Source organism: Microbacterium sp. NPDC056052, assembly GCF_042266785.1.
Classification (GTDB): Bacteria; Actinomycetota; Actinomycetes; order Actinomycetales; family Microbacteriaceae; genus Microbacterium.
In genome coordinates this window covers 91,734-117,822 of the sequence record NZ_JBHJWV010000006.1, presented here as the reverse complement: position 1 = coordinate 117,822, position 26,089 = coordinate 91,734, and the positions used below count along the sequence as shown (strand labels likewise).

Annotated in this window: 22 protein-coding genes and 1 tRNA gene; 6 read left to right on the top strand and 17 right to left on the bottom strand. The window is 71.1% G+C overall.

Going from position 1 to position 26,089, the window contains the following annotated elements:
- Positions 1–16: 16 nt before the first annotated feature.
- Complete coding sequence (locus ACFC1J_RS12900) at positions 17–520, bottom strand: hypothetical protein (RefSeq protein ID WP_375906512.1); 504 nt, start codon at positions 518–520, stop codon at positions 17–19.
- Positions 521–580: 60 nt separating this feature from the next.
- Between ACFC1J_RS12900 and ACFC1J_RS12895 the strand changes: the two genes are divergently transcribed.
- Positions 581–2,032, top strand: a complete 1,452-nt coding sequence (locus ACFC1J_RS12895) for a phytoene desaturase family protein (RefSeq protein WP_375906509.1) — start codon at positions 581–583, stop codon at positions 2,030–2,032.
- Positions 2,033–2,054: 22 nt separating this feature from the next.
- A complete protein-coding gene (locus ACFC1J_RS12890; protein WP_375906506.1) occupies positions 2,055–3,098 on the top strand; it encodes an ATP-dependent DNA ligase in 1,044 nt (347 codons plus the stop codon).
- 38 nt (positions 3,099–3,136) lie between these two features.
- Here the strand turns inward: ACFC1J_RS12890 and ligD are convergent, their stop codons facing one another.
- Positions 3,137–4,201, bottom strand: coding sequence for a non-homologous end-joining DNA ligase (gene ligD / locus ACFC1J_RS12885; protein ID WP_375906503.1), 1,065 nt, complete (start codon positions 4,199–4,201; stop codon positions 3,137–3,139).
- Positions 4,202–4,361: 160 nt separating this feature from the next.
- A complete protein-coding gene (locus ACFC1J_RS12880; RefSeq protein WP_375906500.1) occupies positions 4,362–5,252 on the bottom strand; it encodes a LysR family transcriptional regulator ArgP in 891 nt (296 codons plus the stop codon).
- A 71-nt stretch (positions 5,253–5,323) separates the two neighbouring features.
- On the opposite strand from ACFC1J_RS12880, the gene ACFC1J_RS12875 reads away from it, so the two are divergent.
- A complete protein-coding gene (locus tag ACFC1J_RS12875; protein WP_375906497.1) occupies positions 5,324–5,992 on the top strand; it encodes a LysE/ArgO family amino acid transporter in 669 nt (222 codons plus the stop codon).
- Positions 5,993–6,084: 92 nt separating this feature from the next.
- Here ACFC1J_RS12875 and ACFC1J_RS12870 read toward each other — a convergent pair whose 3' ends face one another.
- From ACFC1J_RS12870 to ACFC1J_RS12845, 6 genes are all read right to left on the bottom strand, one after another.
- Positions 6,085–6,444 carry an iron chaperone gene (locus tag ACFC1J_RS12870; RefSeq protein ID WP_375906494.1) on the bottom strand — a complete coding sequence of 120 codons (360 nt, stop codon included), beginning with the start codon at positions 6,442–6,444 and terminating at the stop codon, positions 6,085–6,087.
- Positions 6,445–6,539: 95 nt separating this feature from the next.
- A complete protein-coding gene (gene rplA / locus ACFC1J_RS12865; RefSeq protein WP_375906491.1) occupies positions 6,540–7,226 on the bottom strand; it encodes a 50S ribosomal protein L1 in 687 nt (228 codons plus the stop codon).
- A gap of 11 nt (positions 7,227–7,237) precedes the next feature.
- A complete protein-coding gene (gene rplK, locus ACFC1J_RS12860) occupies positions 7,238–7,669 on the bottom strand; it encodes a 50S ribosomal protein L11 (RefSeq protein WP_045272000.1) in 432 nt (143 codons plus the stop codon).
- Between the two features lie 283 nt (positions 7,670–7,952).
- Complete coding sequence (gene nusG / locus ACFC1J_RS12855) at positions 7,953–8,978, bottom strand: transcription termination/antitermination protein NusG (RefSeq protein WP_375906488.1); 1,026 nt, start codon at positions 8,976–8,978, stop codon at positions 7,953–7,955.
- A 55-nt stretch (positions 8,979–9,033) separates the two neighbouring features.
- Positions 9,034–9,309 (bottom strand): preprotein translocase subunit SecE, encoded by a 276-nt coding sequence (gene secE, locus ACFC1J_RS12850; protein ID WP_045272112.1) that lies wholly within the window; start codon positions 9,307–9,309, stop codon positions 9,034–9,036.
- Positions 9,310–9,348: 39 nt separating this feature from the next.
- Positions 9,349–9,421, bottom strand: a tRNA-Trp gene (locus ACFC1J_RS12845).
- A gap of 230 nt (positions 9,422–9,651) precedes the next feature.
- On the opposite strand from ACFC1J_RS12845, the gene ACFC1J_RS12840 reads away from it, so the two are divergent.
- Positions 9,652–11,544, top strand: coding sequence for an HSP90 family protein (locus tag ACFC1J_RS12840; protein ID WP_375906484.1), 1,893 nt, complete (start codon positions 9,652–9,654; stop codon positions 11,542–11,544).
- Positions 11,545–11,621: 77 nt separating this feature from the next.
- Positions 11,622–14,447, top strand: a complete 2,826-nt coding sequence (locus ACFC1J_RS12835) for a hypothetical protein (protein ID WP_375906481.1) — start codon at positions 11,622–11,624, stop codon at positions 14,445–14,447.
- Positions 14,448–14,498: 51 nt separating this feature from the next.
- On the opposite strand, the gene poxB is transcribed toward ACFC1J_RS12835, so the two are convergent.
- On the bottom strand, positions 14,499–16,223 hold the full coding sequence (gene poxB / locus ACFC1J_RS12830; RefSeq protein ID WP_375906478.1) for a ubiquinone-dependent pyruvate dehydrogenase: 1,725 nt from the start codon (positions 16,221–16,223) through the stop codon (positions 14,499–14,501).
- A gap of 69 nt (positions 16,224–16,292) precedes the next feature.
- A complete protein-coding gene (locus ACFC1J_RS12825; protein ID WP_375906475.1) occupies positions 16,293–16,916 on the bottom strand; it encodes an NAD(P)-dependent oxidoreductase in 624 nt (207 codons plus the stop codon).
- Positions 16,917–16,973: 57 nt separating this feature from the next.
- Here ACFC1J_RS12825 and ACFC1J_RS12820 point away from each other — a divergent pair, with 57 nt between their 5' ends.
- A complete protein-coding gene (locus ACFC1J_RS12820) occupies positions 16,974–17,576 on the top strand; it encodes a TetR/AcrR family transcriptional regulator (protein WP_375906473.1) in 603 nt (200 codons plus the stop codon).
- Positions 17,577–17,738: 162 nt separating this feature from the next.
- Here the strand turns inward: ACFC1J_RS12820 and ACFC1J_RS12815 are convergent, their stop codons facing one another.
- From ACFC1J_RS12815 to gabT, 6 genes are all read right to left on the bottom strand, one after another.
- Positions 17,739–19,100, bottom strand: coding sequence for an aldehyde dehydrogenase family protein (locus ACFC1J_RS12815; protein ID WP_375906470.1), 1,362 nt, complete (start codon positions 19,098–19,100; stop codon positions 17,739–17,741).
- 87 nt (positions 19,101–19,187) lie between these two features.
- Positions 19,188–20,651 carry an NAD-dependent succinate-semialdehyde dehydrogenase gene (locus tag ACFC1J_RS12810; protein WP_375906467.1) on the bottom strand — a complete coding sequence of 488 codons (1,464 nt, stop codon included), beginning with the start codon at positions 20,649–20,651 and terminating at the stop codon, positions 19,188–19,190.
- Between the two features lie 46 nt (positions 20,652–20,697).
- Positions 20,698–22,260 carry an APC family permease gene (locus ACFC1J_RS12805; RefSeq protein ID WP_375906465.1) on the bottom strand — a complete coding sequence of 521 codons (1,563 nt, stop codon included), beginning with the start codon at positions 22,258–22,260 and terminating at the stop codon, positions 20,698–20,700.
- On the bottom strand, positions 22,257–23,177 hold the full coding sequence (locus ACFC1J_RS12800; protein WP_375906462.1) for a universal stress protein: 921 nt from the start codon (positions 23,175–23,177) through the stop codon (positions 22,257–22,259). The genes ACFC1J_RS12805 and ACFC1J_RS12800 overlap by 4 nt, the downstream gene beginning before the upstream one ends.
- Entirely contained in the window at positions 23,174–24,574 is a 1,401-nt protein-coding gene (locus tag ACFC1J_RS12795) for a flavin monoamine oxidase family protein (RefSeq protein ID WP_375906459.1), read from the bottom strand. The genes ACFC1J_RS12800 and ACFC1J_RS12795 overlap by 4 nt, the downstream gene beginning before the upstream one ends.
- A 128-nt stretch (positions 24,575–24,702) precedes the next feature.
- The gene (gene gabT, locus ACFC1J_RS12790) at positions 24,703–26,064 is read right to left on the bottom strand and encodes a 4-aminobutyrate--2-oxoglutarate transaminase (RefSeq protein WP_375906457.1); all 1,362 of its coding nucleotides are present in this window, start codon (positions 26,062–26,064) and stop codon (positions 24,703–24,705) included.
- Between the last annotated feature and the right edge of the window lie 25 nt (positions 26,065–26,089).

Sequence of the window (26,089 nt, the reverse complement as noted above, 5' to 3'; positions counted from 1 at the left end):
CGGCCCGCGCGGCGACTCAGTCGCAGCCGCAGCCTCCCGATGGCGTCTTCACCATGAAGCACACGTCGCAGATGCCGTAGTCGCGGTCCGCGACGGGAGTCGCTTTCGGGACACGCGGCTCGGGCTTCGCCTTCGCGGGAGCGCGGGTGCCGACGGTGCGCGCGGGACGCGGGGCGCCGGCCGGTACTGCGAGCAGCTCGCTGGGGTGGGTGACGTAGAAGTACGGCGCCCTGCCCTCGCTCGGCGCGAGCGGCAGTGCGCGCCCGGCCACGAGGACCTGCTCGTCCTCGGCGAAGCCGTTGGTGTAGGTGCGCCCGATGTGCAGGGCCGCGCCCTCGCCGCGGCGGACCGCCTCGATGTAGCGGCCGCGGTCGATGAAGGTGCTGATGTCGACGGCCTCGACGATCGCACGGATGAAGTCGTGGTTGACCGGATCGATGCGCTGGCCGCGCAGTGCCTCGGCGAGCGACTTGTAGGGACGGGAGCTTCCGGTGGGGGTGGGACCCTGAACTTCGTTCATATTGCTTCAAGGATCCCACGTTCTGCTCGGCGCGTCCTGCGTGCGTGAAAGACTGACGGCATGCCCCGTGCCACCGTCATCGGAAGCGGGCCGAACGGGCTCGCCGCTGCCGTCTCGCTCGCGCGTGCCGGCTACGCCGTCGAGGTACTCGAAGCGGGTGACACGATCGGCGGCGGAGTGCGCAGCGCCGCGGTCACGCTCCCCGGATTCGTGCACGACGTGTGCTCGGCCGTGCACCCCGCCGCCTACTCCTCCCCCTTCCTCCGCGCCTTCGGCCGCGACCGGATCGACTGGATCATTCCCGAAACGGCATATGCGCATCCGCTCGACGGCGGGCGGGCCGGGATCGCCTGGCACGACCTCGAGCGCACGGCCGATGCGCTCGGTCCCGACGCCCGCGCCTGGCGCGCGCTGCTGCGGCCGCTGAGCTCGCACATCGACGGCCTGCTGGACTTCACCGGCGGATCCCTCCTGCGGATCCCCCGCACCCCGGTCACCGCGGTGCGCTACGGACTGCGCGCGCTCGAGCAGGGCTCCGCGATGGCGAAGCGCACCTTCCGCACGCCGGAGGCCGCCGGGCTCGTGGCGGGCGTGGTCGCTCACGCGAACACCGCCCTGCCCGCGCTGAGCGGGGCCGCTGCGGGCCTGCTGCTCATGGCTCAGGCGCACGCGGGCGGCTGGGCGTACCCCCGCGGTGGCGCCCAGCGGATCGCGGACGTGCTCGCCGAGGACCTGCGCGCGCACGGCGGCACGATCCGCACCGGCACACGCGTGGTCGACCTCTCCGCGCTGGACTGGGGGGATCCGCGTCGCGGCGACCTGCTGCTGCTCAACACCTCCCCACGGCTCGCTCTCACGCTGCGCGACGTGCCCCCGCACTACGCGCAGGCGATCCGCGCATACCGCTACGGCGCGGCGGCCGCGAAGGTGGATTTCGCGCTGGACGGGCCGGTGCCCTGGACGAATCCCGACGTCGCCCTCGCGCCGACCGTGCACGTGGGCGGCACGCGCGCCGAGGTGTGGGCGAGCGAGAACGCCGTCGCCCAGGGGCGGGTGTCGGAGCGCCCGTACGTGCTCGTGGCGCAGCCGTCCGTGCTCGACGGCAGCCGGGCGCCCGCGGGGAAGCAGGCGCTGTGGACCTACATCCACGCCCCTGCGAACTCCGACGTCGACGCGACCGAGCTCGTCATCCGGCAGATCGAGCGATACGCCCCGGGATTCCGCGACCGCATCCTCGCAAGCCATGCGGTCACTCCGCGCCAGCGCGCGCATCTCAATCCGGCCGAGATCGGCGGCGACATCTTCGGCGGCGCGTTCACGATGCGCCAGGCCGTGGTGCGGCCGGTGCTCTCCGCCGCGCCGTGGCGCACCCCGATGCCCGGCGTCTACCTCGCCTCGGCGGCGACGCCACCCGGCCCCGGAGTGAACTTCATGGCCGGCTGGCACGCGGCGCGCACCGCACTGGCCGACGCCGGAGAGCGTGTCGGCCTCGCGGACCTGTTCGGATCCTGATCGGGACGGCAGGATGGGGTCCATGCGCTACGAGATCCCCGCACCGATGCTCGCGAAGGCCGCCACGACCGTGCCGGATCCGGCGAAGTTCCCCGACGGCCTGCTGTACGAGCCGAAGTGGGACGGCTTCCGCGGACTCGTGTCCTGGGACGGCGAGACCGTCGAGATCGGCTCCCGCGGAGCCAAACCGCTCACCCGGTACTTCCCCGAGCTCGTCGAGGCGATCCCCCGGCTGCTGCCCGGTCCGTGCCTGCTCGACGGCGAGATCGTCGTCGCCACGGGTCCCGAGGGCTCGCAGCGGCTGGACTGGGAGGCGCTGAGCCAGCGCATCCACCCCGCCGCCTCCCGGGTGCAGCGGCTCTCCGTCGAGACCCCGGCCATGTTCATCGCGTTCGACCTGCTCGCGGCGGGCGAGGACGACCTGCAGCCTCTGCCCTTCGGCGAGCGCCGCGCGCGGCTCGAGGGGCTGCTCGCCGATGTCCCGCACCCTCTGCACCTCACCCGCACGACGACGGATCAGGACACCGCACGGCGCTGGCTCGCCGAGTTCGAGGGCGCGGGCCTCGACGGCATCGTCGCCAAGCCATTGGACCAGCCGTACGCGCCCAACAAGCGCACCCTGTTCAAGGTCAAGCACGCCCGCACCGCCGACGTCGTCGCGCTCGGCTACCGCGTCCACAAGAGCGGATCCGGGGTGGGATCCCTCCTCGTCGGCCTGTACGGGGAGGACGGCGTGCTGCGCCAGGTGGGCGGCGTCGCGGCATGGAGCGATGCGATGCGCCAGCAGCTCGTCGAGGATCTCGCGCCGCTCGTGGAGCGGGACGAGTCGGGCGCCGCCGTCACAGGCGACGGCGAGCGCTCGCGGTTCAGTGCGGCCAGGGGCACCTCGTTCGTGCGGCTGCGCCCGGAGCGCGCGCTCGAGGTGCGCTACGACCAGCTCGAGGGCTGGCGCTTCCGGCACACCGTGCAGTTCGAGCGCTGGCGCGACGACCGGGACCCCCACTCCTGCACGTACGAGCAGCTGGAGACGGTCGACGGCTACGACCTCGCCGACGTCATCGACTGAGCCACGCCGAAGCGCGAGGCGGGCTCGCGCCCGCCGGCTCAGCGACCGGGGATGGGCTCGCCGTTCTCGTCCCAGTTCGCGGCGACCTTCTTCGAGGGCTGCACGCGCGGGGGCTCGCCGGGCATCTTCGGGAACTCGGGCGGGAACGGCATCTCGCCGAGCCCGTTCTCCACGTCTCGGTCCCACCAGCTCAGCAGCGTGTCGATGCGCCCTGGGTCCTCCTGCATGCGCGCCCACGGATCACCGAGGTCGGCCAGGCGCTGCGGCACGGTGCGGACGGTGAAGCGCTTCGGATCCACGTCGTCCAGCTCGTCCCACGAGATCGGGGTCGACACGGTCGCGGCGGGCAACGCGCGCGGGCTGTAGGCGCCTGCCATCGTGCGGTCGCGGTTGGCCTGGTTGAAGTCGACGAAGATGCGCTCGCCGCGCTCCTCCTTCCACCACGCCGTGGTGACGCGGTCGGGCATCCGCCGCTCCAGCTCGCGTCCCGCTGCGATCACGGCATGCCGCACGGTCAGGAACTCCCACTCCGGCACGATCGGGCAGAACACGTGCAGCCCACGGTTGCCACTGGTCTTGATGAACGCCTCGAGCCCCGCCTCGCGGAGCACGGCGCGCAGCTCGTGCGCCGCGGGGACTGCTTCGGCGATGCCCGTGCCGGGCTGCGGATCGAGGTCGATGCGCAGCTCCACCGGGTTGTCGGTGTCCGAGGCGAGCGAGGCCCAGGGATGGAACACGACCGTGTTCATCTGCACGGCCCAGACGATCGCCGCCGTCTCGGTGAGCACGATCTGCGGATGCGTGCGGCCGCTGTTGTACGTGCACATCACGCTCTGCACGAAGCCGGGGGTCCCCTTGGGCGGGTTCTTCGAGAAGAAGCTCTCGCCGTCGATCCCGTCACGGTAGCGCTCGAGCGAGACGGGCCTGTCGCCCGTCGAGGTGAGGAACGGCGTCGACACGGTCTGCACGTATTCGGCGAGCTCGGCCTTGGTGATCGGGCCGCCCTCCGCCTCCGGCCAGACCGCGCGGTTCGGGCTGGAGATGTCCAGCGAACGGTCGCCGTCGGGGCCGGGGACGGTCAGCGTGATGCGCTCGGATGCCATGACTTGACCCTAGAGCGCGGCACGGACGCGGCGCCAGCGCGAACGCTCTGGTCTCCCCGGTCGCGAGAAACCGCTTTCAGCATGAGACTGCACCTCGGCAGATAGGTCTCATGCCGGATCTGGTTTCTCGCGGGAGCGCGACCCCGTGGGCAGCTCGCCGTCAGCGCAGCACGCGCTCGGCTTCGGCGCGGATCTCCGCCGCGATCGCGTCCAGCAGCTCGGAGCGCAGATTCCACTGCTGCCAGAACAGCGGCGAGGAGAAGTCCGCGTCATCGAGCCGCACGAGGCGCCCGTCGGCGAGGCCCTCCTGCGCATGCGGGACCGGGAGCAGCGCCCACCCCAGGCCCAGCTCCACGGCGACCGAGAAGTCGGCCGAGGCGGGCACGTGATGCCGCGGCACGGGCCAGGGATCCACGCCGCGCTCGCGCAGCCAGTCCTGCTGCAGCAGATCCCGACGGTCGAAGTCCACGAACGGCGCCCGCGCCAGCGCCTGGGGCGTCACCCCGTCGGAGAACCAGCGCTGCGCGAAGCCCGGAGACGCCGCGGCCACGTAGTGCAGCGCGCCGAGCGCCTCGACCCTGCACCCGCCGACCGGCTCCGACTCGCTCGTCACCGCCGCCATCACGGTGCCGGACTCGAGCAGCCGCGCGGTGAAGTTCTGATCGTCGCGATGCAGGTCGAATTCGACGTCGAACTGCTCGGAGAGGCGGGCCAGCGGCGCCAGGAACCAGGTCGCCATCGAGTCCGCGTTGACCGCGAGAGGGATCCTGATGCGCGCGCCCTCGCCCTCCGCGGACAGGCCGAACCCGGCGATCGCATCGCGTTCCAGGAGGGCGATCTGGCGGCCGAACCGGGCGACGGCCTCCCCCGCCTCGGTCGCTCTCGCGGGCTTGCTGCGCACCAGCAGGATCCGGCCGAGCTGCTGCTCCAGGGTCTTGATCCGCTGGCTCACCGCGGACGGAGTCAGCATCAGCCGGCGGGCGGCCGCGTCGAAGCTCCCCTCGTCGAGCACCGCGGCCACGGTCCGCGCGGATTCCGGATCCACCTGCACATGAGCGATTCTAATCTGGCGTAAGGAATCTTCGCTGGAACTGAATTGAACTCCGGCCCTATTCTCGATCCGTGCTCATCCTCCTCTCCGGCCTCGGCCTCATGTTCTCGCTCATCATCGCCGTCGGTGCGCAGAACGTGTACGTGCTGCGCCAGGGACTGCGCCGCGAGCACGTACTGCCCGTCGTCCTGATCTGCGCCGCCTCCGATGCCGCGCTCGTACTCGCAGGCACCGCGGGACTCGGCTACCTCGTGAAGACGCTGCCCTGGCTCATCGTGGTGGCGCGCTGGGCGGGCGCGATCTCACTCGTCGTCTACGGCATCCTGGCGGCCCGCCGCGCGTGGAAGGCCGGCGGCGAGGCACTGCTCGCCGATCCGGGCGCCGCGGCCGAGAGCTCGACGGGCGGCGGAGCCGGCGGCGCCGCGACGCTGACCCGGACCGCTCCTCTCGCGCCCGTGATCCTGGCGACGCTCGCCTTCACCTGGCTGAACCCGAACGTGTATCTCGACACGGTGCTGCTCATCGGCGGGGTCGCGGCCACGCACGGCGACGGCCGCTGGCTGTTCGCCGCCGGCGCCATGATCGCGAGCGTCACCTGGTTCTTCGCCCTCGGGTTCGGCGCACGCCACCTCGGCCGCTGGCTGCGCACGCCGCGCGCCTGGCGGATCCTTGACACCGTGATCGCCGCGCTGCTGGTCGTGATGGGGATCAGCCTGGTGCTGCCGGTCTTCTTCGGCTGAGGTCGCGGAACCCGTGACGCCACGACGCGACGCCCCCGAGGCGTGACGCCGGTCGTGCGCTGAGGGACGGACGCGCGGATCGAGGAAGCAGGTCAGCGCCCGTCGATCTCCGCGATCCGGAACGCGACGAGATCCCGGATCAGATCGTCGGGGATCTCGGATCCGGGCGCGAAGCGGATCGCCCCGGTGCTGGCCCCCGCGCCGTCGAGACCGTTCACGCGTCCGGCGACCGCGGCCACCGCGGCAGCGCTGAACGGATAGACCCCGAGGTGCTTCGCCGTCCGGATGGCCGAGATGAGCACCTTGCCGTGGTGCTTGAGGGCGGGCATGCGGTAGCCGGTCCCCTGCACCGCATCGGGTGCGAGCTCGAGCGCGACCGCGTACACGCGCGAGAGCGCGCGCCGGTCCTCCGGATCCTCGACGCCCGCCAGATACTCGTCCACCGCGCCCATGAGCTCATCCTGGCATCGAGCCCCGCACGCGCAGAAGACCCCCGCCCGAAGGGCGAGGGTCTTCCGAAGAGCGTCTCCTGAGCCTGTCGAAGGGCTCAGATGGCGTTGACGTCCAGCGGGATGCCGGGGCCGAACGTGGTCGACACCGCACCCTTCTGGATGTAGCGGCCCTTGGAGCTGGACGGCTTGAGGCGAACGATCTCCTCGAGCGCGGTCTTCATGTTCTCGTCGAGCTGCTCGGCCGAGAACGAGGCCTTGCCCACGACGAAGTGCACGTTGGCGTGCTTGTCGACGCGGAACTCGATCTTTCCGCCCTTGATCTCCTCGACGGCCTTGGCCGGGTTCGGAGTGACGGTGCCGGTCTTCGGGTTCGGCATCAGACCACGCGGGCCCAGCACCTTGCCGAGACGGCCGACCTGGCCCATGAGCTCCGGGGTGGAGACGGCCGCGTCGAACGCGGTCCAGCCGCCGGCGACCTTCTCGATGAGCTCGGCGCCGCCGACCTCGTCCGCACCCGCGGCGATCGCGGCCTCAGCGGCCGGACCCGTCGCGAACACGATGACGCGGGCGGTCTTGCCGGTGCCGTGCGGGAGGATGACGGTGCCGCGCACCATCTGGTCGGCCTTGCGGGGGTCGACCGAGAGCTTCAGCGCGACCTCGACCGTGGAGTCGAACTTCGCGGAGCCGGTCTCCTTCGCGAGGGCGACAGCCTCGGTCGGGGTGTAGAAACGATCCGCCTCGATCTTCGCGACAGCGGCGTTGTAAGCCTTGGACTTAGCCATTGTTATCTCCCTCAGCCCTCGACCGTGATGCCCATGGAACGGGCGGTTCCGGCGATGATCTTGGACGCGGCGTCGATGTCGTTCGCGTTCAGGTCGGCCTGCTTCTGCTCGGCGATCTGACGGACCTGCTCGGCACTGATCTTCGCGACCTTGACGGTGTGCGGAGTAGCGGAGCCCTTCTGCACGCCCGCTGCCTTCTTGATCAGCTCGGCGGCCGGCGGGGTCTTCAGGATGAACGTGAAGCTGCGGTCCTCGTAGACGGTGATCTCCACGGGGATGACGTTGCCACGCTGCGACTCGGTCGCGGCGTTGTACGCCTTGCAGAACTCCATGATGTTGACGCCATGCTGACCGAGCGCGGGGCCGATCGGCGGCGCCGGGTTGGCTGCACCGGCGTTGATCTGAAGCTTGATCAGGCCGGTCACCTTCTTCTTCGGTGCCATAGTTGTTCCTTTCTCGAGCGGATCGGACCCTTCGACGAGCTCAGGGGCCGAGTTCTCTCCCGCAGATCCGGCATCTCCGGAAAGCGGTGGCGTTCGCGCGCCGACCCTCGACAAGCTCGGGGACCGCGCACAAACCATAGAAGTCTACCGGATCCCGGGCGCGTCCGCGCACAGGAACGCCTCCGAGCCGGGACACCTGCAAGGTGCGCGGGCACGCCAGGACGAACACGAGAACGGCCGCCCCGAAGGGACGGCCGTTCCGCAGTGCGCTTCCGGGGAAGCGTCAGATCATCTTGGTGACCTGGTCGAACGACAGCTCGACCGGGGTCTCTCGCTCGAACAGCGAGACGAGCACGGTGAGCTTGCCGCTCTCCGGCTTGATCTCGGAGATCGAACCGGGAAGACCCGCGAACGAGCCCTCCTTGATCGTGATGGTCTCGCCGATCTCGAAGTCGACCTCGGCCGCGAGCGGGCGGGCCACGGCGAGGCCGCCCTTGGCCGTGACGGCCTTGGCGGTCGGGACGTCCTTGACCTCGACGAGGGACTTCAGCATGGTGAAGGCCTCTTCGAAGCGGAGCGGGGTCGGGTTGTGCGCGTTGCCGACGAAGCCGGTGACGCCGGGCGTGTGCCGCACGACGGACCACGTGTCCTCGTTGAGCTCCATGCGCACGAGCACGTAGCCGGGAATACGGACGCGCGTGACCATCTTGCGCTGACCGTTCTTGATCTCGACGACGTCCTCCATCGGGACCTCGATCTGGTAGATGTCGTCCTCGACCTCGAGCGTCGACTTGCGCTGCTCGATGTTGGCCTTCACCTTGCGCTCGAAGCCGGCGTAGGAGTGGATGACGTACCACTTGCCGGGGAGCATGCGCAGGTCCAGGCGGAAGGCCTCGTACGGGTCCTCCTCCGCGGCCTCGTCGTCGGACGGGTCCTCGTCGCCGTTCACGTCGGGACCGTCGTAGGGGGCCACCTCGTCGGCGGCCGCGGCCTCACGATCAGCGGCTTCCTCGGCCACGGAGTCGTTGAGAACCTCTGCAGCAGCCTCGGACTCGGCTGCCTCGTCCAGGTTGAGGGCGTCGTTCACGATCGCGTCTGCCTCCGGGTCTTCCTCGATGTCGATGTCTTCTTCGTCCACGTCGTCGTCCTCATCGCCCTCGATGTGCAGGGCGACCTGCTCGGCGGGCGTGACGGCGCGCTCCTCGAAGGCGAGGACGTCGCCCTCCTGGGCCTCGTCGTCCTCGCTGGACTGCTCGGCGGCGGTCGCCCAGTCGACGTCGTCCCCGAGGTATCGTTCGCGTTCGGACACTGGTTCTACTCTCCTTCAGGTTCGGCCCGGGGTCAGATGCCACCGGGCCGCGGGATCACGCGGTTTTCCCGGGAACCCCGAAGACTTGCGTCGTCAGCCACGAGAAGGCCATGTCGAGTCCGTACACGAGCGCCATCATCACGATCACGAAGCCCAGCACGACCAGCGTGTACTTGACGAGCTCCTTGCGCGTGGGGGTGACCACCTTGCGGAGCTCGGCGATCACCTGACGGAAGAACAGCGCGATGCGACCGAAGAAGCCGAGCTTCTTATCGCGGCCCGCGCCGCCGTTCGCCGTGGGAACCACAGCGCCCGATGCGTCCTGAACCATCCTCGAGTACCTTTCGTGTGCCGGCTGCGCGCCGACGCGCAGGGCGGACAGGAATCGAACCTGCAACCTGCGGTTTTGGAGACCGCTGCTCTGCCAATTGAGCTACCGCCCTAGAGATCCGGAGATCTCTGCCCGCATCCTCTCCGCGTTCCGGGAGACCCGGGGCACGGCGAAAGAATGCAGACAACAACTGCTCGTCCAGTGTACGGCATCCGCACCGGCCCTCCGAACCGGGGCCGCATCCCGGGCGCGGCACGTCGGTTCCCGGGGCCTCCGCGCCTTCACCGCACGGCGGCCTCAGGCGCATGGTTGTTAGGCTCGCCGTACGGCCGCGCATCCCTCATGGACGTTGCGGCCGCGGAGGGAGAATCGATGGCGGCGGAGGATCCGGCACGCGCGGAATCACAGCAGTTCCAGGTGGACCTGCGCGGCGTCGTCGACCTGCTCAGCCGGCACATCTACTCCGGGCCCCGCGTGTACCTGCGCGAGCTGCTGCAGAACGCCCGCGACGCCATCGCCGCGCGGCGGGAGGTCGACGGGCTCGGCGGCACCATCCGGATCCGCCCGCTCCCCGCCGAGGGCGGCGCATTCGTGCTGAGCGATGACGGCGTGGGCCTCACCGCGGACGAGGTCGCCGAGCTGCTCGCCACGGTCGGGCGCAGCTCCAAGCGCGACATCTTCGACCTCCCCCGCAGCGACTATCTCGGCCAGTTCGGCATCGGCCTGCTCAGCTGTTTCATGGTGGCCGACGAGATCGTGATCCGCTCCCGCAGCGCCCGCGGCGGGCGCGGAGTCGAGTGGGTCGGATCCGCGGACGGCACCTTCCGGGTGCGCGAACTCGACGACGACCTGCCCATCGGCACGAGCGTGCACCTCGTGCCGCGCTTCGACGCCGGAGACCTCCTCCGCGCGGACGCCGTGCGCGAGCTCGCCACGACCTTCGCCGAGTTCCTGCCCACGACCGTGCTGCTGGAGCTGCCCGGCGGTGACGTGCAGATCACCCATGACGCACCGTTCCTCGACGCGCGGCAGGATCCGGCCGCGACGGCCGCGTACGGCCGAGAGCTGATCGGATCCGCGCCGCTCGACGTCATCGAGCTCGCCGAGCCCGCGACCGGCACGCGCGGCGTCGCCTACGTGCTGCCCTTCGCTCCCCCGCCGGGAGCCCGCCAGGCGACGCGGATGTATCTCGGCCGCATGCTGCTCTCCGAGCGCGCCGACGACGTGTTGCCGGAGTGGGCGTTCTTCGTGCGCGCGGTGATCGACTCGACCGGCCTCAACCCCACCGCGAGCAGGGAGTCGCTTGTCGACGACGAGGCGCTCGCACTCGTGCGGCAACAGCTCGGCGCCGCCCTCCGGCGCTGGGTGCTCGAGCTGGGGCTGAGCGCGCCGCACCGGCTCGCCCAGTTCGTCGCGGTGCACGAGGTGGGACTGAAGTCCCTCATCCGGCACGACGACGAGCTCGCCCGCTTCATCACGCGCTGGCTGACCGTCGAGACCACGCACGGGACGATGAGCGTCGGGGATCTCGTCGAGCGCTATGAGCGGATCCGCTACGCCGAGACCGTCGACGAGTTCCGCCAGGTCGCCGGCATCAGCCGCGCCGAGCAGATCCTGGTGAACGGCGGCTACCTGTACGACGCGGATCTGATCCGCCGCCTCCCGGAGCTGTATCCGGCCGTGACGGTCGAGCGGGTCGATGTCGTGGGCGAGCTGGACCGGCTGGATCCTCCGCCGCTCGACGACAGGGCCGCGGCGATCGCGCTGGAGGATCGTGCCGCCCGGGTGCTGGCCGAGGTCGGCTGCGCCGTCGTGGTGCGCACGATCGACCAGCCGGAGCTGCCGTCGCTGTACGTCGCGGATCCCACCGTGCTGCGCCGCATCGATCGCACCAGGACCAAGGGCATCACGGGCGCGCTCTGGGGCGGCGTGCTGGATCGCATCGACGGCGCGGTGGGCGCGGACCGGGACGACGACCTCGCGGCCCGGCTGTGCCTGAACTGGGGCAACCGCGTGGTGCGCTCGCTGGCCGCGGTCGCCGACGACGCGGTGTTCGCGCGCACCGTGCAGCTGCTCTACATCCAGGCACTGCTCGCCGGGCACCGTCCGCTCGGCGACGCCGACCGGGCGCTCATGACCGGCGCACTGTCCGACCTCGTCGCACTCTCGGCCGGGGTGACCGGCCTCGAGCTGCCGCCGCTGGCCGAAGACCCCGATCTCCTCACCCCGTCCTGACGGCGGGCGCCCCTCCCCGCCACCCGCGGGACCGCACTTCACCCGCCCACGGCGGGTCCGCACATCCGGAGGAACTCATGGCAGGACAGAAGACGCAGCTGGACCGGCTCCTCGAAGAGATCGACCGCACGCCCTGGGGCCCCCAGGAGCAGGCCCTCGTCGCCGAGGCGGTCGCACTCGCGCAGGAGATCGGCGACGAGCAGCTCGAATACCAGGCCAGGATGCGGCAGACCGCCTCGGCGAACATGGGCGGGCTGACCGACCTGATGCTGAGCTCGTTCGCCTGGTGCCTCGCGCACCACGACGCGGATCCGGCCCGGTTCCCCGCCGACATCGACAACGGGGCGGCCGACCTGATGTGGCAGTTCAAGTGGATGGCGTCCTCGCTGCGCAGCTCGCCCGCGTTCTCGCCGGAGCAGATCACTGCGGTACTGGACGACATGGAGGCGCACTACCGCACCGCGGGACTCGGCATGAGTGGCGTGCTGATGGCGCGCTTCGAGGATGCGCACGCAGCCGGGCGGATGGACGACGCGGAGCGACTGCGCGTGCAGCTGGAGGCGACGCCGCGCGACTCGCACAGCCACTGCGACGCCTGCGGCAGGAGCCAGGTCGCCGGGTTCTTCGCCGACACGGACCGCGACGAGGACGCGATCCGCCTCGTCGAGGAGATGCTCGAGGGCGGCTTCTCCTGCGGCGAGGAGCCCGAGCACGCCCTCTCGGTGTCGCTGCTGCCGTACCTGCGCCTCGGCCGCGGCGAGCAGGCCCGTGCGGCGCATCTGCGCAGCTACCGGCTCGCGAAGGACAACCCGGATCTGCTCACCGCGATCGCGAACAGCATCCGGTTCTGCGCGCTGACCGGCAACGAGGCGCGCGCCCTCACCCTCATCGAGCGGCACCTCCCCTGGCTCGCCCACGATGCTCTGAACGCGCAGGGCCATTTCCGCATGCTCACCGCGATCGGGACCGCCCTCGACGCGGTCGCGGCCGCGGGTCACGGCACGACACCCGTGCGCGGGGCCGACTCGCCCGACCTGGAGCGCTTCTTCGGCGTGCATGGCGGCACGGACGGCGCCGCGTGGTCCGCCGCCGAGCTCGCGGCGGTCGCGTGGTCCGCAGCGGAGCGGATCGGCGTGCGGTTCGACGAGCGCGACGGCACCGACAATCACGCGCGGCGGCTGCAGTTCGCGCGGAAGACCGCCGGAGAGCGCTACGACGTTCCGATCCGCAGCGACGTGTTCGCGGCGCCCGTGGCGGATGCGACCCCGACCGATGACGAGGGCTGGTACCGTCGCGTGCTCGACCTCGCCGGATACGGCGCGGCCGCGGACACGCTGGACGCGCTGGCGCACGTGATCGACCGGGTCGACGACGAGCGCCACGCGGTGCTCACGGGTCAGCGGCTCGCTGCACTGGTGAACCTGGAGCGCATCGACGAGGCGACCGAGCTCCTGCCCGACCGGATCCGGTCTCTGCGCGCCGCCGGCCTCGACGCGCAGGCCGACGTCGAGGAGCGGTTCGGGCTGGCCCTGTTCGGCACCGCGACCGAGGCCGACAACGCCGCCCTCGCCGAGCTCTTCGCGGCATCCGCGGATCCCTCCGACCCCGCGGCCCTGCCTCCGGCGGCGCGGGGCGACATCGCGCTCACCCTGGCGTTTGAGCTCGGCGACGAGGACCCGGCCGCGGCGCTCGAGTTCTCCGAGCAGGCGGCGGCCCTGTTCGCCGAGGCGGGGGACGCGCGCCTCGGGCACGGCGCCGAGATCGCCGCGGCGATGGCGCTGCTGCGCGCCGAGCGGGTCGACGAGGCGCACGCGCGGATCGATGCGCTGCTGGCGGACCCCGCGATCACCCGTGGCGTGCGCGCGCGGATGCTCGAGATGCGCGCCCGCGTCCACGGCGGGCGCGGCGCGTTCACCGAGGGGGCGGCCGACGCCGACGAGGCCGGCCGCATCCTGGCGGAGCTCGGCAGCATGTCCCGCCTCGCGGGCGCGCAGATGCTCGCCGGCGCCCTCTGGGAGGACGCGGAGGAGCCGGAGCAGGCGCTCGCGCGCTACCGCGTTGGCGCGCGACTGCTGGAGCAGCACGGCGGCGACGTCGCCGGGGCGAAGTACCGGGTGGCGCGCAGCATGCTGAACTCCGGAGCCGTGGAGGAGGCGGCGGAGCTCTTCGGCGAGGTGCTGCAGCTCGAGGAGGCCGACGAGGTCCCCGCGGGCAGCAGGGCGATGACCGCGATCATGCTCGCGCGCTCTCTCCGTGCAGCCGGCGAGGGCGGGCAGGCGTACGGCGCGTTCGGCTATGCGGCCGAGCTGTTCGGCGAGGCCGGGAACCCCGCCGATCAGGCGCTCGCGCTGATGAACCGCGCCCAGATCCTCGCCCAGTACGACGAGCGGGACCAGGCGATCGAGACCCTCGAGGAGGCCGCGGCGATCGTCCGCACGGCCGAGGACGCTCCGGCGGCCGTGGTCGAGGTGCTGCACAACCTCGGCCAGTCGTACGGTGCGCAGCAGGATCCTCGTGCCTTCGCGCTTTTCGACGAGGTCGAGGCCGTCGCGCGGGCGAACGACGCGGACTGGGTCCTCGCCGACGTCACCGACTCCCGCGCACGGGCGCTGCTGACCGCCGAGCGGGTGGACGAGGGCGTGGCCGCGGCGCTCACGGCCTCTGACGCCTTCGCCGCCGTCGGCGACGCGCAGTCCGCGGGCGGATCCGCGCTGCTCGCCGCCCGCGCCCTGAACGGCGGAGGGCGCTCGGCCGACGCCGTCGCCGCCTACCGCGCGGTGCTCGACCAGGCGGCGGCCATCCCGCCGCTGCGCCAGATCGCCGCCCTCGAACTCGGCGACGTGCTGCAGGGCCTCGGCCGCGACGCGGAAGCCGCCGAGGTGCGCCGGCTCGTCGAGGACTGAGGCGGATCGGATCCGATCCCGGACGAAGGCCCACGGGATCGGATCCGCCCCTCAGAACAACTGGCGCCAGTTGGCCTTCGCCAGGTCGAGGAGTTCGTCACCCCGCCCGGAGAGCACGGTGCGGATCGCATACAGCGCGAAGCCCTTGACCTGCTCGGCGTTCACGGCCGGCGGCATCGACAGCTCCTGCCGCTCGGTCACGACGTCCAGGAGCGCCGGCCCGTCATGCGCGAGCACCTCGGCGAGCGCGCCGGGAAGATCTTCGCTGCGCTCCACGCGGCGCCCGAAGATGCCCATGGCCTCCGCGACGGCGGCGAAGTCGGGGTTGTGCAGATCGGTGCCGTAGTTCACGAAGCCCGCGGCCTTCATCTCCAGCTCCACGAAGTTGAGCGAGGAGTTGTTCACCACGATCGTCTTGACCGGCAGCCGGTTCTGCGTGAGCGAGATGAGCTCGCCGAGCATCATCGTGAGCCCGCCGTCGCCCGCGAGCGCCACGACCTGACGGTCCGGCTCGGTCGCCTGCGCGCCGATGCCGTGCAGCAGGGCGTTCGCCATGGATCCGTGGTTGAAGGATCCGATGAGCCGGCGCCTGCCGTTCATGTGCAGGTAGCGGGCGGCCCAGACCGTGGGCGAGCCCACATCGGCGGTGAAGACCGCGTCGTCCGCTGCGGCCTCGTCGAGCAGCCGGGCCAGGTACTGCGGGTGGATCGGTGCCTTGCCGCGGGAGGGCACCGCGAGCTCGTCGAGCTTGGCCCTCGTCTTGCGGTAGTGCGCCGTGGCATCGTCGAGGTGCGCACGCCGACGGTCGGCCTTGAGCCGCGGCAGCAGCGCCGCCGCGGTCGCGCCGACATCGCCGACGAGGCCCAGGTCCAGAGGATGGCGCCGGCCGAGGTTCTCTCCGCGGATGTCGACCTGGATCGTCGTCGCGGTCGCCGGGTAGAACTGCGGATAGGGGAAGTCGGATCCGAGGATCAGCAGGGCGTCGGCGCCGTCCATCGCCCGGTAGCCCGAGGCGAAGCCGAGAAGGCCGGTCATGCCCACGTCGAAGGGGTTGTCGTACTCCACGAACTCCTTGCCGCGCAGGGCATGCACGACGGGCGCGGCGAGACGGTCCGCGAGAGCCACGATCTCGTCATGCGCCCCCTCCGCACCGGCGCCGGCCAGGATCGTCACTTTCGATGCGGCGTTCAGCAGGGTCGCCGCGCGCTCCAGCTCGGCGCCGCTGGGCACCACCACGGGCCTGCTGCGCTCGATCACGGTCACGCGATCGTCCTCGGTCTGCGCGAGCGCGATGTCGCCGGGGATGACGAGCACGGCCACGCCGCGCTTCTCGATCGCCTGACGCATCGCGATCTGCAGCAGCCGCGGCATCTGCACCGGATCCGACACGTACTCGACGTAGACGCTGCACTCGCGGAACAGCTCCTGCGGATGGGTCTCCTGGAAGTACTGCGTGCCGATCTCGCTGGTCGGGATGTGCGCGGCGATCGCCAGCACGGGCACCCGCGAGCGGTTGGCGTCGTAGAGGCCGTTGATGAGGTGCAGGTTGCCCGGCCCGCAGGATCCGGCGACGACCGCGAGCTCCCCCGTCAGCGCGGCCTCCGCGGCCGCGGCGAAGGCGGCGGTCTCCTCATGGCGCACGTGCACCCAGCGGAGCGCGCCGTCCTTGCGCAGGGCGTCGGTGAAGCCGTTCAGGGAGTCCCCGGGGATCCCGTACACGCGCTTCACCCCGTTCGCGCGGAGGGTGCTGACGATGTTCTCGGCGACGGTGGTCATGGCGGCCTCTCGTGAAAGCAAACAGGACACTCCGAGGCTACGCCCGCAGGCCGGGGGTGGGGCCGCTCGCTACTCCGTGATGTAGACGGCGTGCCGGATCCACTCCGGGCGCGACAGGGCCTCCACCGCGGCGCGCCCCACCGTGTCGAAGCGGGTGCTGTAGTGCCAGCGCACGGTGCGGTCGACGCCCACCCGGTAGTCGGCGGCGCCCGTGCCGGGGATGAGGCGGGAAGGGCGCAGACTCGTCCACTCCGCCGTGCTGGCGGCGAGGGCCGCATCCATGGCCCTGGTGTCGGTGTTGTTCGCGGTCAACACGCGCTCGAGGATGGGCTTCGCGACGAACCGGGACAGCGGATCGTCGTGCGCCACGTACGCCCCCGCCGCGGAGACGGCGATCACGCGGGACACCCCGGCGGCGTCCATCGCGGCGAGGAGCGCCGCCATGCCCTCCTGGAGCAGCACGACATCGTCGTCCGCGCGGACGTGCCCGATCGTGGAGATCACCGCATCGGCGCCGCGCAGAGCGGCGGTGAGAGCGGCGACGTCCCGCGCGTCGGCGGTGGCGACGATCGTCCCCTCCGGCGCCGACTCGGGCCTGCGCACGACCGAGACGACCTCGTGACCGGCGGCGAGGGCGTGCGCGACCGCAGCCCCGCCCGATCGACCCGCTGCTCCCACGATGGCGATGCGCATCCGTTTCTCCTTCTCTTCCCCAGTGGTGAGTGATTACTCACTCACTATACTCGGATCATGGCCGCATCACCTCCCGCCCCCTCATCCCGCGAGCGGATCCTCGATGCCGCGCTCCTCGTGATGCGCGAACGGGGACTCGCGAACACCACGACGAAGCTCATCGCCGCCCAGGCGGGCCTATCCGAGGCGATGCTGTACAAGCACTTCGCCGACAAGCAGCAGCTGTTCCTCAGCGTGCTGCGGGAGCGCAGCCCCCGCGCCCGCTTCGAGGGGGACGCCGACGGTGAGAGTCTCCCCGCCGGACTCGCCGCGCTGGTCTCCGACCTCATGGCGTTCTTCACCCGCACGTTCCCGATCGCGGCCTCGATCTTCGGCTCTCCGACGCTGCTGGCCGAGCACCGCGACGGCGTCGCCTCGTACGGCGGCGGTCCCGCGACCGTGATCGACGGCGTCCGCGCCCGCCTCGTCGCGGAGCAGGACGCCGGGCGGATCCGTGCGGACGCCGACACCGCCTCCGCCGCGCGCGTGCTCGTCGGAGCGGCGTTCCATCAGGGCTTCCTCGCCGCTTTCGAGGGCCTCGACGCGGTGCCCGACGCCGACCGCATCGCCGCCGGGATCATGGACGCGGTGCTCCCAGGGCTGGTAGACGAGGCCGGCTGAGCCCGGATCCGCCGCGGCGGGCGGCAGACGGCGAAGCCCGAACCCGTCGCAGACCGGGAACGGCGAAGGGGCGGGCGCCGCTGGATATGCGACGCCCGCCCCTTCCCTCCGGCACGTCCCTCGATCGAGCAGGGGTGGCGGGAGGAGATCCCATACCCGGGATCAGGCCACGCGGATGAGCTTCTTGTTCACGAATTCGTCAGCGGCGAGCAGCCCCAGCTCCCGCGAGGTACCGCTGCGCTTCACGCCGCCGAAGGGCAGCTCTGGGCTGTCGGCGAGCACGACGTTGACATAGACCATGCCGGCTTCGATGCTGTTCGCCACGCGCTCGGCCTGCGCCTCATCCGTGGTGAACACGTAGGAGCCGAGCCCGAACGAGGTGTCGTTCGCGAGCGCGACCGCCGCAGCCTCGTCGGCGACGCGGTAGACCACGGCCGCCGGACCGAACAGCTCCTCGCGGTACACGTCCATCGCAGGCGTGACGTCGGCGAGCAGCGTCGGCGCGTAGAACGCGCCGTCGCGGGTGCCCCCGGTGAGCAGGGTCGCGCCCTGCGCCACGGCGTCGTCGACCTGCTTCTGCAGGTTGATCGCGGCGGCCTCCGAGACCAGCGGGCCGAGCACGGTGTCCTCCTGCGTCGGGTCGGCCGGCGTCACAGCGGACATCGCGGCGACGGCCTTCTCCACGAACGCGTCGTAGAGGCCGTCGACGACGATGAAGCGCTTGGCGCCGTTGCAGGCCTGTCCGTTGTTGTCCAGGCGCGCGTCGACCGCGGCCTGCACCGTGGCGTCCAGGTCGTCGGTGGACAGCAGGATGAACGGGTCGGATCCGCCGAGCTCGAGCGCGACCTTCTTCAGGTTGCGGCCTGCCACCTCGGCGACGGCCGCACCGGCGCGCTCGGATCCGGTCACCGAGACACCCTGCACGCGCGGGTCGGCGACGATCGTCGCGGACTGCTCGTTCGTGGCGTACACGTTCACGTAGGCGCCGTCGGGCAGGCCCGCGTCGCGGTAGATCTCCTCGAGGAGCGCCGCCGACTCGGGGCACTGCGGGGCGTGCTTGAGGATGATCGTGTTGCCGATCGCCAGGTTCGGGCCGGCGAACCGGGCGACCTGGTAGGCCGGGAAGTTCCACGGCATGATGCCGAACAGCACGCCCAGAGGCGCCTTGCGGATGACCGCGGTGCCCTCGCCGAGGATGTCCAGCGGCTGGTCCGCGGTGATCTTCTCCGCGTTGTCGGCGTAGAACTCGATGATGTCGGCGGCGAAGTCCACCTCGCCGACGGCGGCGGCGAGGGGCTTGCCCATCTCGCGGACCATGATCGCGGCGAACTCGTCGCGACGGGCGCGGTGCCCCTCGGCGATCTTCCGCACGACCGCGGCGCGCTCGGCGACGGGCGTGGCCGCCCACACCGCGGCCGCGGCGTGGGCGCGCGCGACGGCGTCCTCGATCTGCGCGTCGGTGAAGGTCTCGTAGGTGGCCAGGGTCTCGCCCGTGGCCGGGTTGACGACGGCGTAGTCGGTCATTCCGGTTCCTTTCGGTTGGTCAGATCGTGGTGGCAGGAGGGGACGGAACGCGGCATCCGCAGGATCACCGCGTCCCGTCCTGGTGTCTCAGTCGACCGGGATCAGCGTGTACTTGGTGGACAGGTACTCGTGGATGCCCTCGAAGCCGCCCTCGCGGCCGACGCCGGATTGCTTGACGCCGCCGAAGGGAGCGGCCGCGTTGGAGACGACGCCCACGTTCAGACCCATCATGCCGGTCTCGAGCGCGTCGATCATCCGGTGGCCGCGGGCGAGGTCCTGCGTGAACACGTAGGACACCAGGCCGTACTCGGTGTCGTTCGCGAGGCGCACCGCCTCGGCCTCGTCGGCGAAGGTCGCGATCGCGAGCACCGGGCCGAAGATCTCCTCGCGGAGGATCTCGCTGCCGGCCTGTACGTTCGCGAGCACGGTCGGCTCGTAGAAGGATCCGACGCCCTCGAGCGCCTTGCCGCCGGACAGCAGCGTCGCCCCGCGCTCGACGGCGTCGCCGACGAGCTCCTGCGCCTTGGCGACCGCGTCGTGGTCGATCAGCGGGCCGATCGAGACGCCGTCCTCGGTGCCGCGGCCGATCTTCATCGCGTCCACGCGCTCGGTGATGCGGCGGGCGAACTCGTCCGCGACGTCCTGGTGCACGATGAACCGGTTGGCCGCGGTGCACGCCTGGCCGATGTTGCGGAACTTCGCCGCGAGGGCGCCCTCCACGGCCTTGTCCAGATCCGCGTCCTCGAAGACCACGAACGGGGCGTTGCCGCCGAGCTCCATCGACACGCGCAGCACGCCCTCCGCCGCCTGGGCGATGAGCTTGCGGCCGACCTCGGTCGAGCCGGTGAAGGACAGCTTGCGCAGCCGCGGGTCGGCGATGATCGGAGCCGACAGCGCGGAGGAACGCGAGGTCTGCACGACGTTCACGACGCCGGCGGGGAGCCCTGCCTCCTCGAGCAGCTTCACGAAGTACATCGTGGTGAGCGGGGTCAGTGCCGGGGGCTTGATGACGACGGTGCAGCCGGCCGCGAGCGCGGGCGCGATCTTGCGGGTCGCCATCGCGAACGGGAAGTTCCACGGGGTCACGAAGAACGACGGACCCACCGGACGCTGCGAGACGACCATGCGGCCGGTGCCCTCGGGGTTCAGGCCGTAGCGGCCGGAGATGCGCACCGCCTCCTCGCTGAACCAGCGCAGGAACTCGCCGCCGTAGCCGACCTCGCCACGGGCTTCGGCCAGCGGCTTGCCCATCTCGATGGTCATCAGCAGCGCGAGGTCCTCCTTGTGCGCCTGCACGAGGTCGAACGCGCGACGGAGGATGTCGCTGCGGGTGCGCGGCGGGGTCGCAGCCCAGGAGTCCTGTGCGGCGACGGCCGCGTCGAGCGCCCGCATGCCGTCGGCCGGCGAGGCGTCGGCGATCGTGCGCACGACGTCGTTGGTGGCGGGGTCGCGCACGTCGAAGGTCTTATCGCCCTCCGCGGCGACCCACTCGCCCGCGATGTAGAGCCCGGTGGGGACGCTGTCCAGCAGCGTCTTCTCCTGATCGGTCATGAGTGCTCCTTCTTTCTCGATATCTGTTGCGGATCCGCGCAGCGCCTCAGCGGCGGCGCAGGCTCTCCGGTGCGGCCATGGTGAGCGTCTCCCCGCGGAAGAAGCCCGGCGATCGGACGTACTGGACGATCATCACCACGACGCCCAGCAGGATGACCGAGACGCCCAGGATGAACACCAGCCCGACGCCTCCGATCTGCGATCCGCTTCCGGTCGCCCCCGGCGTCCAGCTCTCCACGAGGGACAGCACGAAGATGCCGAGGAGGATGATCCCCCCGATGAGGGGGAACAGGAACGTGAAGAACACGTTCCGCGCCGAGTCGAACCACTGCTTGCGGAAGTACCACACGCAGGCGAACGCCGTGATCCCGTAGTAGAAGCAGATCATGATCCCGAGGGCGGCGATTGTGTCCCAGAGCACGGTGTCGCTCACCAGGCGCATGATCGCGTAGAACGCGCTCGCCACGATCGCGGCGACCACGGTCGCGTAGCCCGGGGTGAAGAACCGCGGGCTCACCGTGGCGAATTTCGGCGGCAGCGCCCCGTAGTGCCCCATCGCGAGCAGCGTGCGGGCCGGGCTGACGAACGTGGACTGCAGCGACGATGCCGAGGAGGTCAGCACGGCGAGCGACACGAGGAACGCGAACGGCCCCATGATCGGGCCCGACAGCGCGAAGAACACGTTCTCCTGGATGCCCTCGTTGCCGAGGCCCAGGGCGCCGGTCCCGACGCCCGCGAACATGATCATGCCGATCGTCAGCAGCAGGTAGACCGAGATGATCGTGATCACCGTCGTGGTCGCGGCACGACCCGGGGTGCGCTCGGGATCCTTCGTCTCCTCGTTCATGGTGAGCGTGACGTCCCAGCCCCAGAACATGAAGATCGACAGCGAGAGGCCGGTCACGAGCGCGCCGATCGAGGAGATCGCGAACGGATCGAACCACTGGATGTCGAAGCGCGTCGGGTCGAAGGCGTCACCGGTCGCGCCGCGCACGATCGCGACCACCGCGAACACCAGCAGCACGGCGAGCTGGAAGCCGACCAGCACGTATTGCAGCTTCTGCGAGGTCTGCATGTCGCGGTACGAGATCCAGGTCGCGCCGAGCATGAACAGCAAGCACACGCCCACGTTGATGAACGGCTTGGAGGCCAGATCCGCGACCGAAGGGTTCTGCGCGATCTGCGAGATCAGCAGGAAGAGGAAGTCGACTGCGATGCCGGCGAGGTTCGACAGCACCAGGATGGTCGCCGCGATGAGACCCCAGCCGGCCATCCAGCCGATCCAGGGGCCGAAGGCGCGCGTCGCCCACGTGAAGGACGTCCCGGAGTCGGGCATCTCGCGATTCAGCTCGCGGTACCCGAACGCCACGAGCAGCATCGGGATGAAGCCGACCAGCAGCACGGCGGGCACCTGGGTGCCCACGGCGGAGGCGGTCGGGCCGACGCCCGCCGTGAAGGTGTAGGCGGGGGCGATGCAGGAGATGCCCATCACGATCGCGCCGAGGAGGCCGACCGTGCCGACGCTCAGACCCTTGCGGGAGATGCCGCCGGTCACCGAGTCGGAGGGCGCGTCGGCCCGCGCGGCGGTCCGCTCGTCGGTGGCGGTCATGCGTCGGCTCCCTTCGCGGTCTCGGGTGTGTCGGCCAGCGGGTCATGACTCGTGCGCGGCACGACGATCATGGGCACGGGCAGCACGTGCAGCATCTTCGCCGCGGTCGAGCCCAGGAAGAGCCGGCGCGGCTGCGCGAGCCTGCTGGATCCCACGACGAGCATCTCGCCGGGCTTCCATGCCAGGCGCGCCACGGCCTCTTCGACTGTCGCGCCCGGCGCGTGCTCGAGCTCGGCGTCGACGCCCTCGGGGAGCGCGGCGGAGGCGCGGGCGAGCACGTCCTCGCCGAGCGCGTCGTCGACCAGGCGCATGGCGCCGGTGCCGAGGCCCGCCGGAACGTCGAACGGCACGAGCGAGATGAGCCGGAGTCCGCTGTCGGTCATGGCGGCGAGCCGCACGGCCGCGTCCAGCAGCACGTCGGCGCCGGGCCTGGTTCCGATCGCCGCCGTCACCCTGGATACGTCGGTGTCGGCGTCGATCCCGCGGGCGAGCCCTGCGGGGGCGAGCGCCACGGGCACCGGCGAGGAGTGCAGCAGCTCGCTCGCGACGCTCCCGATCCGGTGGTAGCCGAACAGCCCGCCGTTGGCGGCGCCGACCACGATCAGCCCCGCCCCGAACTCCTCCGCGGCCTCGACGAGGCCCTCGGCGAAGGACTCCCCCAGGCGCACGTGGCCGGAGTGCGAGACGCCGGCCGGAATGCGCCCTGCGGCGTCGCGCAGCCACGCGCGCGCCTGCTTCTGGATGTGCGTCTCGTAGGAGCGCTCCGGGGGCACCGCGGCCGACAGCGCACCCTCACGGGGCAGCACCGTCACGACGTGCAGGTGCGCTCCGGCGCTGCGCGCGAGCCGCACGCCCAGCGCGAGGGCGTCGGATCCGGAGTTCGTCGGGCGGAAGCCGACGACGATGGCTCGCGTCATGCGCCATCCAGGGCGGGCTCGCGCAACTCGTCGGCGACGGCGGAGCGGTCCGCGTCGAGGATCTGGGACGCGGCGAGGCGGCCCATGCGGATCGCACCGTCGACGTGCTGGTAGCCGGCGCCGGCCAGGTCGGAGCACGCGAAGTGGATCGGGCCCACCGAGGCGCGGAGGTCCTTGCCATAGCGGTGCAGGCCGCCCATGTCGAAGCTCGCGGCGTACGCGCCGCGGGTCCACTCCTCGGTGCCCCAGTCGCTCTCGTAGTACACGACGGGGTTCTTCGCCTCGGGACCGTAGTAGTGCGAGAGGGACTCGAGGATGCGCTCCTTGCGCTCCTCGGCGCTCAGCTCGAACACGTCGTCGGCGTTCTGGTCGCTCACGAAGCCGACCAGGGTACCGCGCTCGTCGCCGTGGTTGGTGTTGTCGTACGCCTCGTGCGAGAGCTCGTAGGGGCTGAACGCGGTGCCGGACAGGCCCTGCTCGCGCCAGAACGGGCGGTCGTAGACGGCGTGCACCTTGATCACGAAGCCCATCGAGAGGTGCTGGTGCATCTGGTGCTGGCGGCGCGGCAGCGACGGCACGAACGAGATCCGGTCGTAGAGCACCGGCGCGTGGGCGAGGATCGCGTAGCGGGCGCGGACCGTGAGGGCGTCGGTGGTCGCAGTGACACCGTTCTCGCCCCACTCGAGCGTGCGGACGGGCTGGTTGAGCAGCACGTCGTCGCCGAGGCGCTCCGCGAGCAGCAGCGGAACCTGCTGCAGGCCGCCCACGACGCGCTTGTCGAGGATGAAGTCGGCGTCGACGAGGTTCGAGTACGAGCCCGCGGACGCCGCCATCAGCAGCGACTGGAGCAGCGAGAACGCGTGCGTCGGCTTGGTGAGCATCGCGGATCCGGTCGCGAACGCGAGGTTGCGCACGGCCTCGTCGTCATCGCTCTGTTCGCGCAGCCAGGCGTCCCAGGTGATGGAGTCCCACTCGGCGGCCTTCGGGTGCGCGTACGGGCGGTCCGGGTCGATCTCGGCGACCATGGCGTCGAGGCGTTCGGTGATCTCGGCGATGACCTTCTCGGTCTCTGCGGAGACCGGGAACATCTCACCCGTGAAGCGGTGCAGTGCGCCGTCGGGGCCGACGTAGACGCTGTCGCCCTCGCGGTAGCGGCTGTAGGTCTCGAGCCCCAGCTCGTCGATCGTCTCGATCAGCGCGTCCTGGTCGGGCGAGACCCACTGGCCGCCGATCTCGAGCATGGCGCCGTCGATGACGTCGGTCCACAGCCGCCCGCCGACACGGTCGCGGGCCTCGAGCACCACGACCGACAAACCCGCCTTGCGCAGTTCGTTCGCGGCGGTGGTGCCTGCGGCGCCCGCTCCTACGATAAGCACGTCACGGGTGATATCGGCCAATTTCGACTCCTTCATCGGATGCGCGGTGGTGCGCGGTGCAGGCGGTGCTGCGTCTTGTTGTCTTGCGTGTTCAGAAAAGTTGCCGGGCGCGATCCAGCATCCCCCGATCCCGATCGCGCCCGGACGTCTCAGTGGGCCGCGAGGGCGGCGGCGATGACGTCGAGACCCTCGTTGAGGAGGTCGTCGCCGATCGTCAGCGGCGGGAGGAAGCGGATCACGTTGCCGAACGTGCCGCAGGTGAGGACGATGACGCCCTGGGCGATCGCGGCCTTCGCGACCGCGCCGGTGAGCGCCGCGTCCGGGGCGCCGGTGGCGGGATCCACGAACTCGGCGGCGATCATGGCGCCGTGGCCGCGGATGTCGCCCACGCGCGGGTCGGCGGCCTGGATCGCGGCGAGGCGGTCCTTGAGCAGCGCGCCGATCTCCGTGGCCCGCTCCAGCAGGCCCTCGGTCTCGTAGGCGTCGATCGCAGCGAGCGCGGCGGCGCAAGCCACCGGGTTGCCGCCATAGGTGCCGCCGAGGCCGCCCGAGTGCGACGCGTCCATGATCTCGGCACGACCGGTGACGGCGGCCAGCGGCATGCCGCCGGCGATGCCCTTGGCCGTGGTGATGAGGTCGGGCTCGATGCCGAAGATCTCGCTCGCGAACATCGCGCCGGTGCGGCCGAAGCCGGTCTGCACCTCGTCGGCGATGAAGACGACGCCGTTCGCGCGGCACCACTCCACGATCGCGGGCAGGTAGCCGTCGGCGGGGACGATGAAGCCGCCCTCGCCCTGGATGGGCTCGATGATGACGGCGGCCAGGTTGTCGGCGCCGATCTGCTTCTCCAGCTGGAGGATCGTGCGGGCGGCAGCCTCGGCGCCGGACAGGCCGTCGCGGAACGGGTAGGAGGCCTGCGCGCGGTACACCTCGGGGGCGAACGGGCCGAAGCCGCTCTTGTAGGGCATGGCCTTGGCGGTGAGCGCCATGGTCAGGTTGGTGCGGCCGTGGTAGCCGTGGTCGAAGGCCACGACGGCCTGACGGCCGGTGTGCTTGCGGGCGATCTTGATCGCATTCTCGACCGCCTCCGCACCCGAGTTGAACAGGGCGCTCTTCTTGGCGAAGTCGCCGGGGGTGAGGCGGTTGAGAGCCTCGGCCACCTCCACGTACGACTCGTACGGGGAGATCATGAAGCAGGTGTGCGTGAACTGCGCGGCCTGCGCGGCGATGGCCGCGGCGACCTTCGGGTGCGCGCTGCCGACCGTGGTCACGGCGATGCCGGATCCCAGGTCGATGAGCGAGTTGCCGTCGGCGTCGACGACGACGCCGCCGCCCGCGGCGACCGCGGCGACGGGCACGGTGTGCCCCACGCCGGCGGGAACGGCCGAAGCCTTGCGGGCGAGGATCTCGGCCGAGCGCGGGCCGGGGAGCTCGGTGACGAGGCGGCGCTCCTGGGGGAGGGAGGGGCCGCCGAGGGGAAGCGTGTCTGCCTGCGCGTCGATGGTGCTCATGGCGTCGAGACTACGGAGGTCCCCG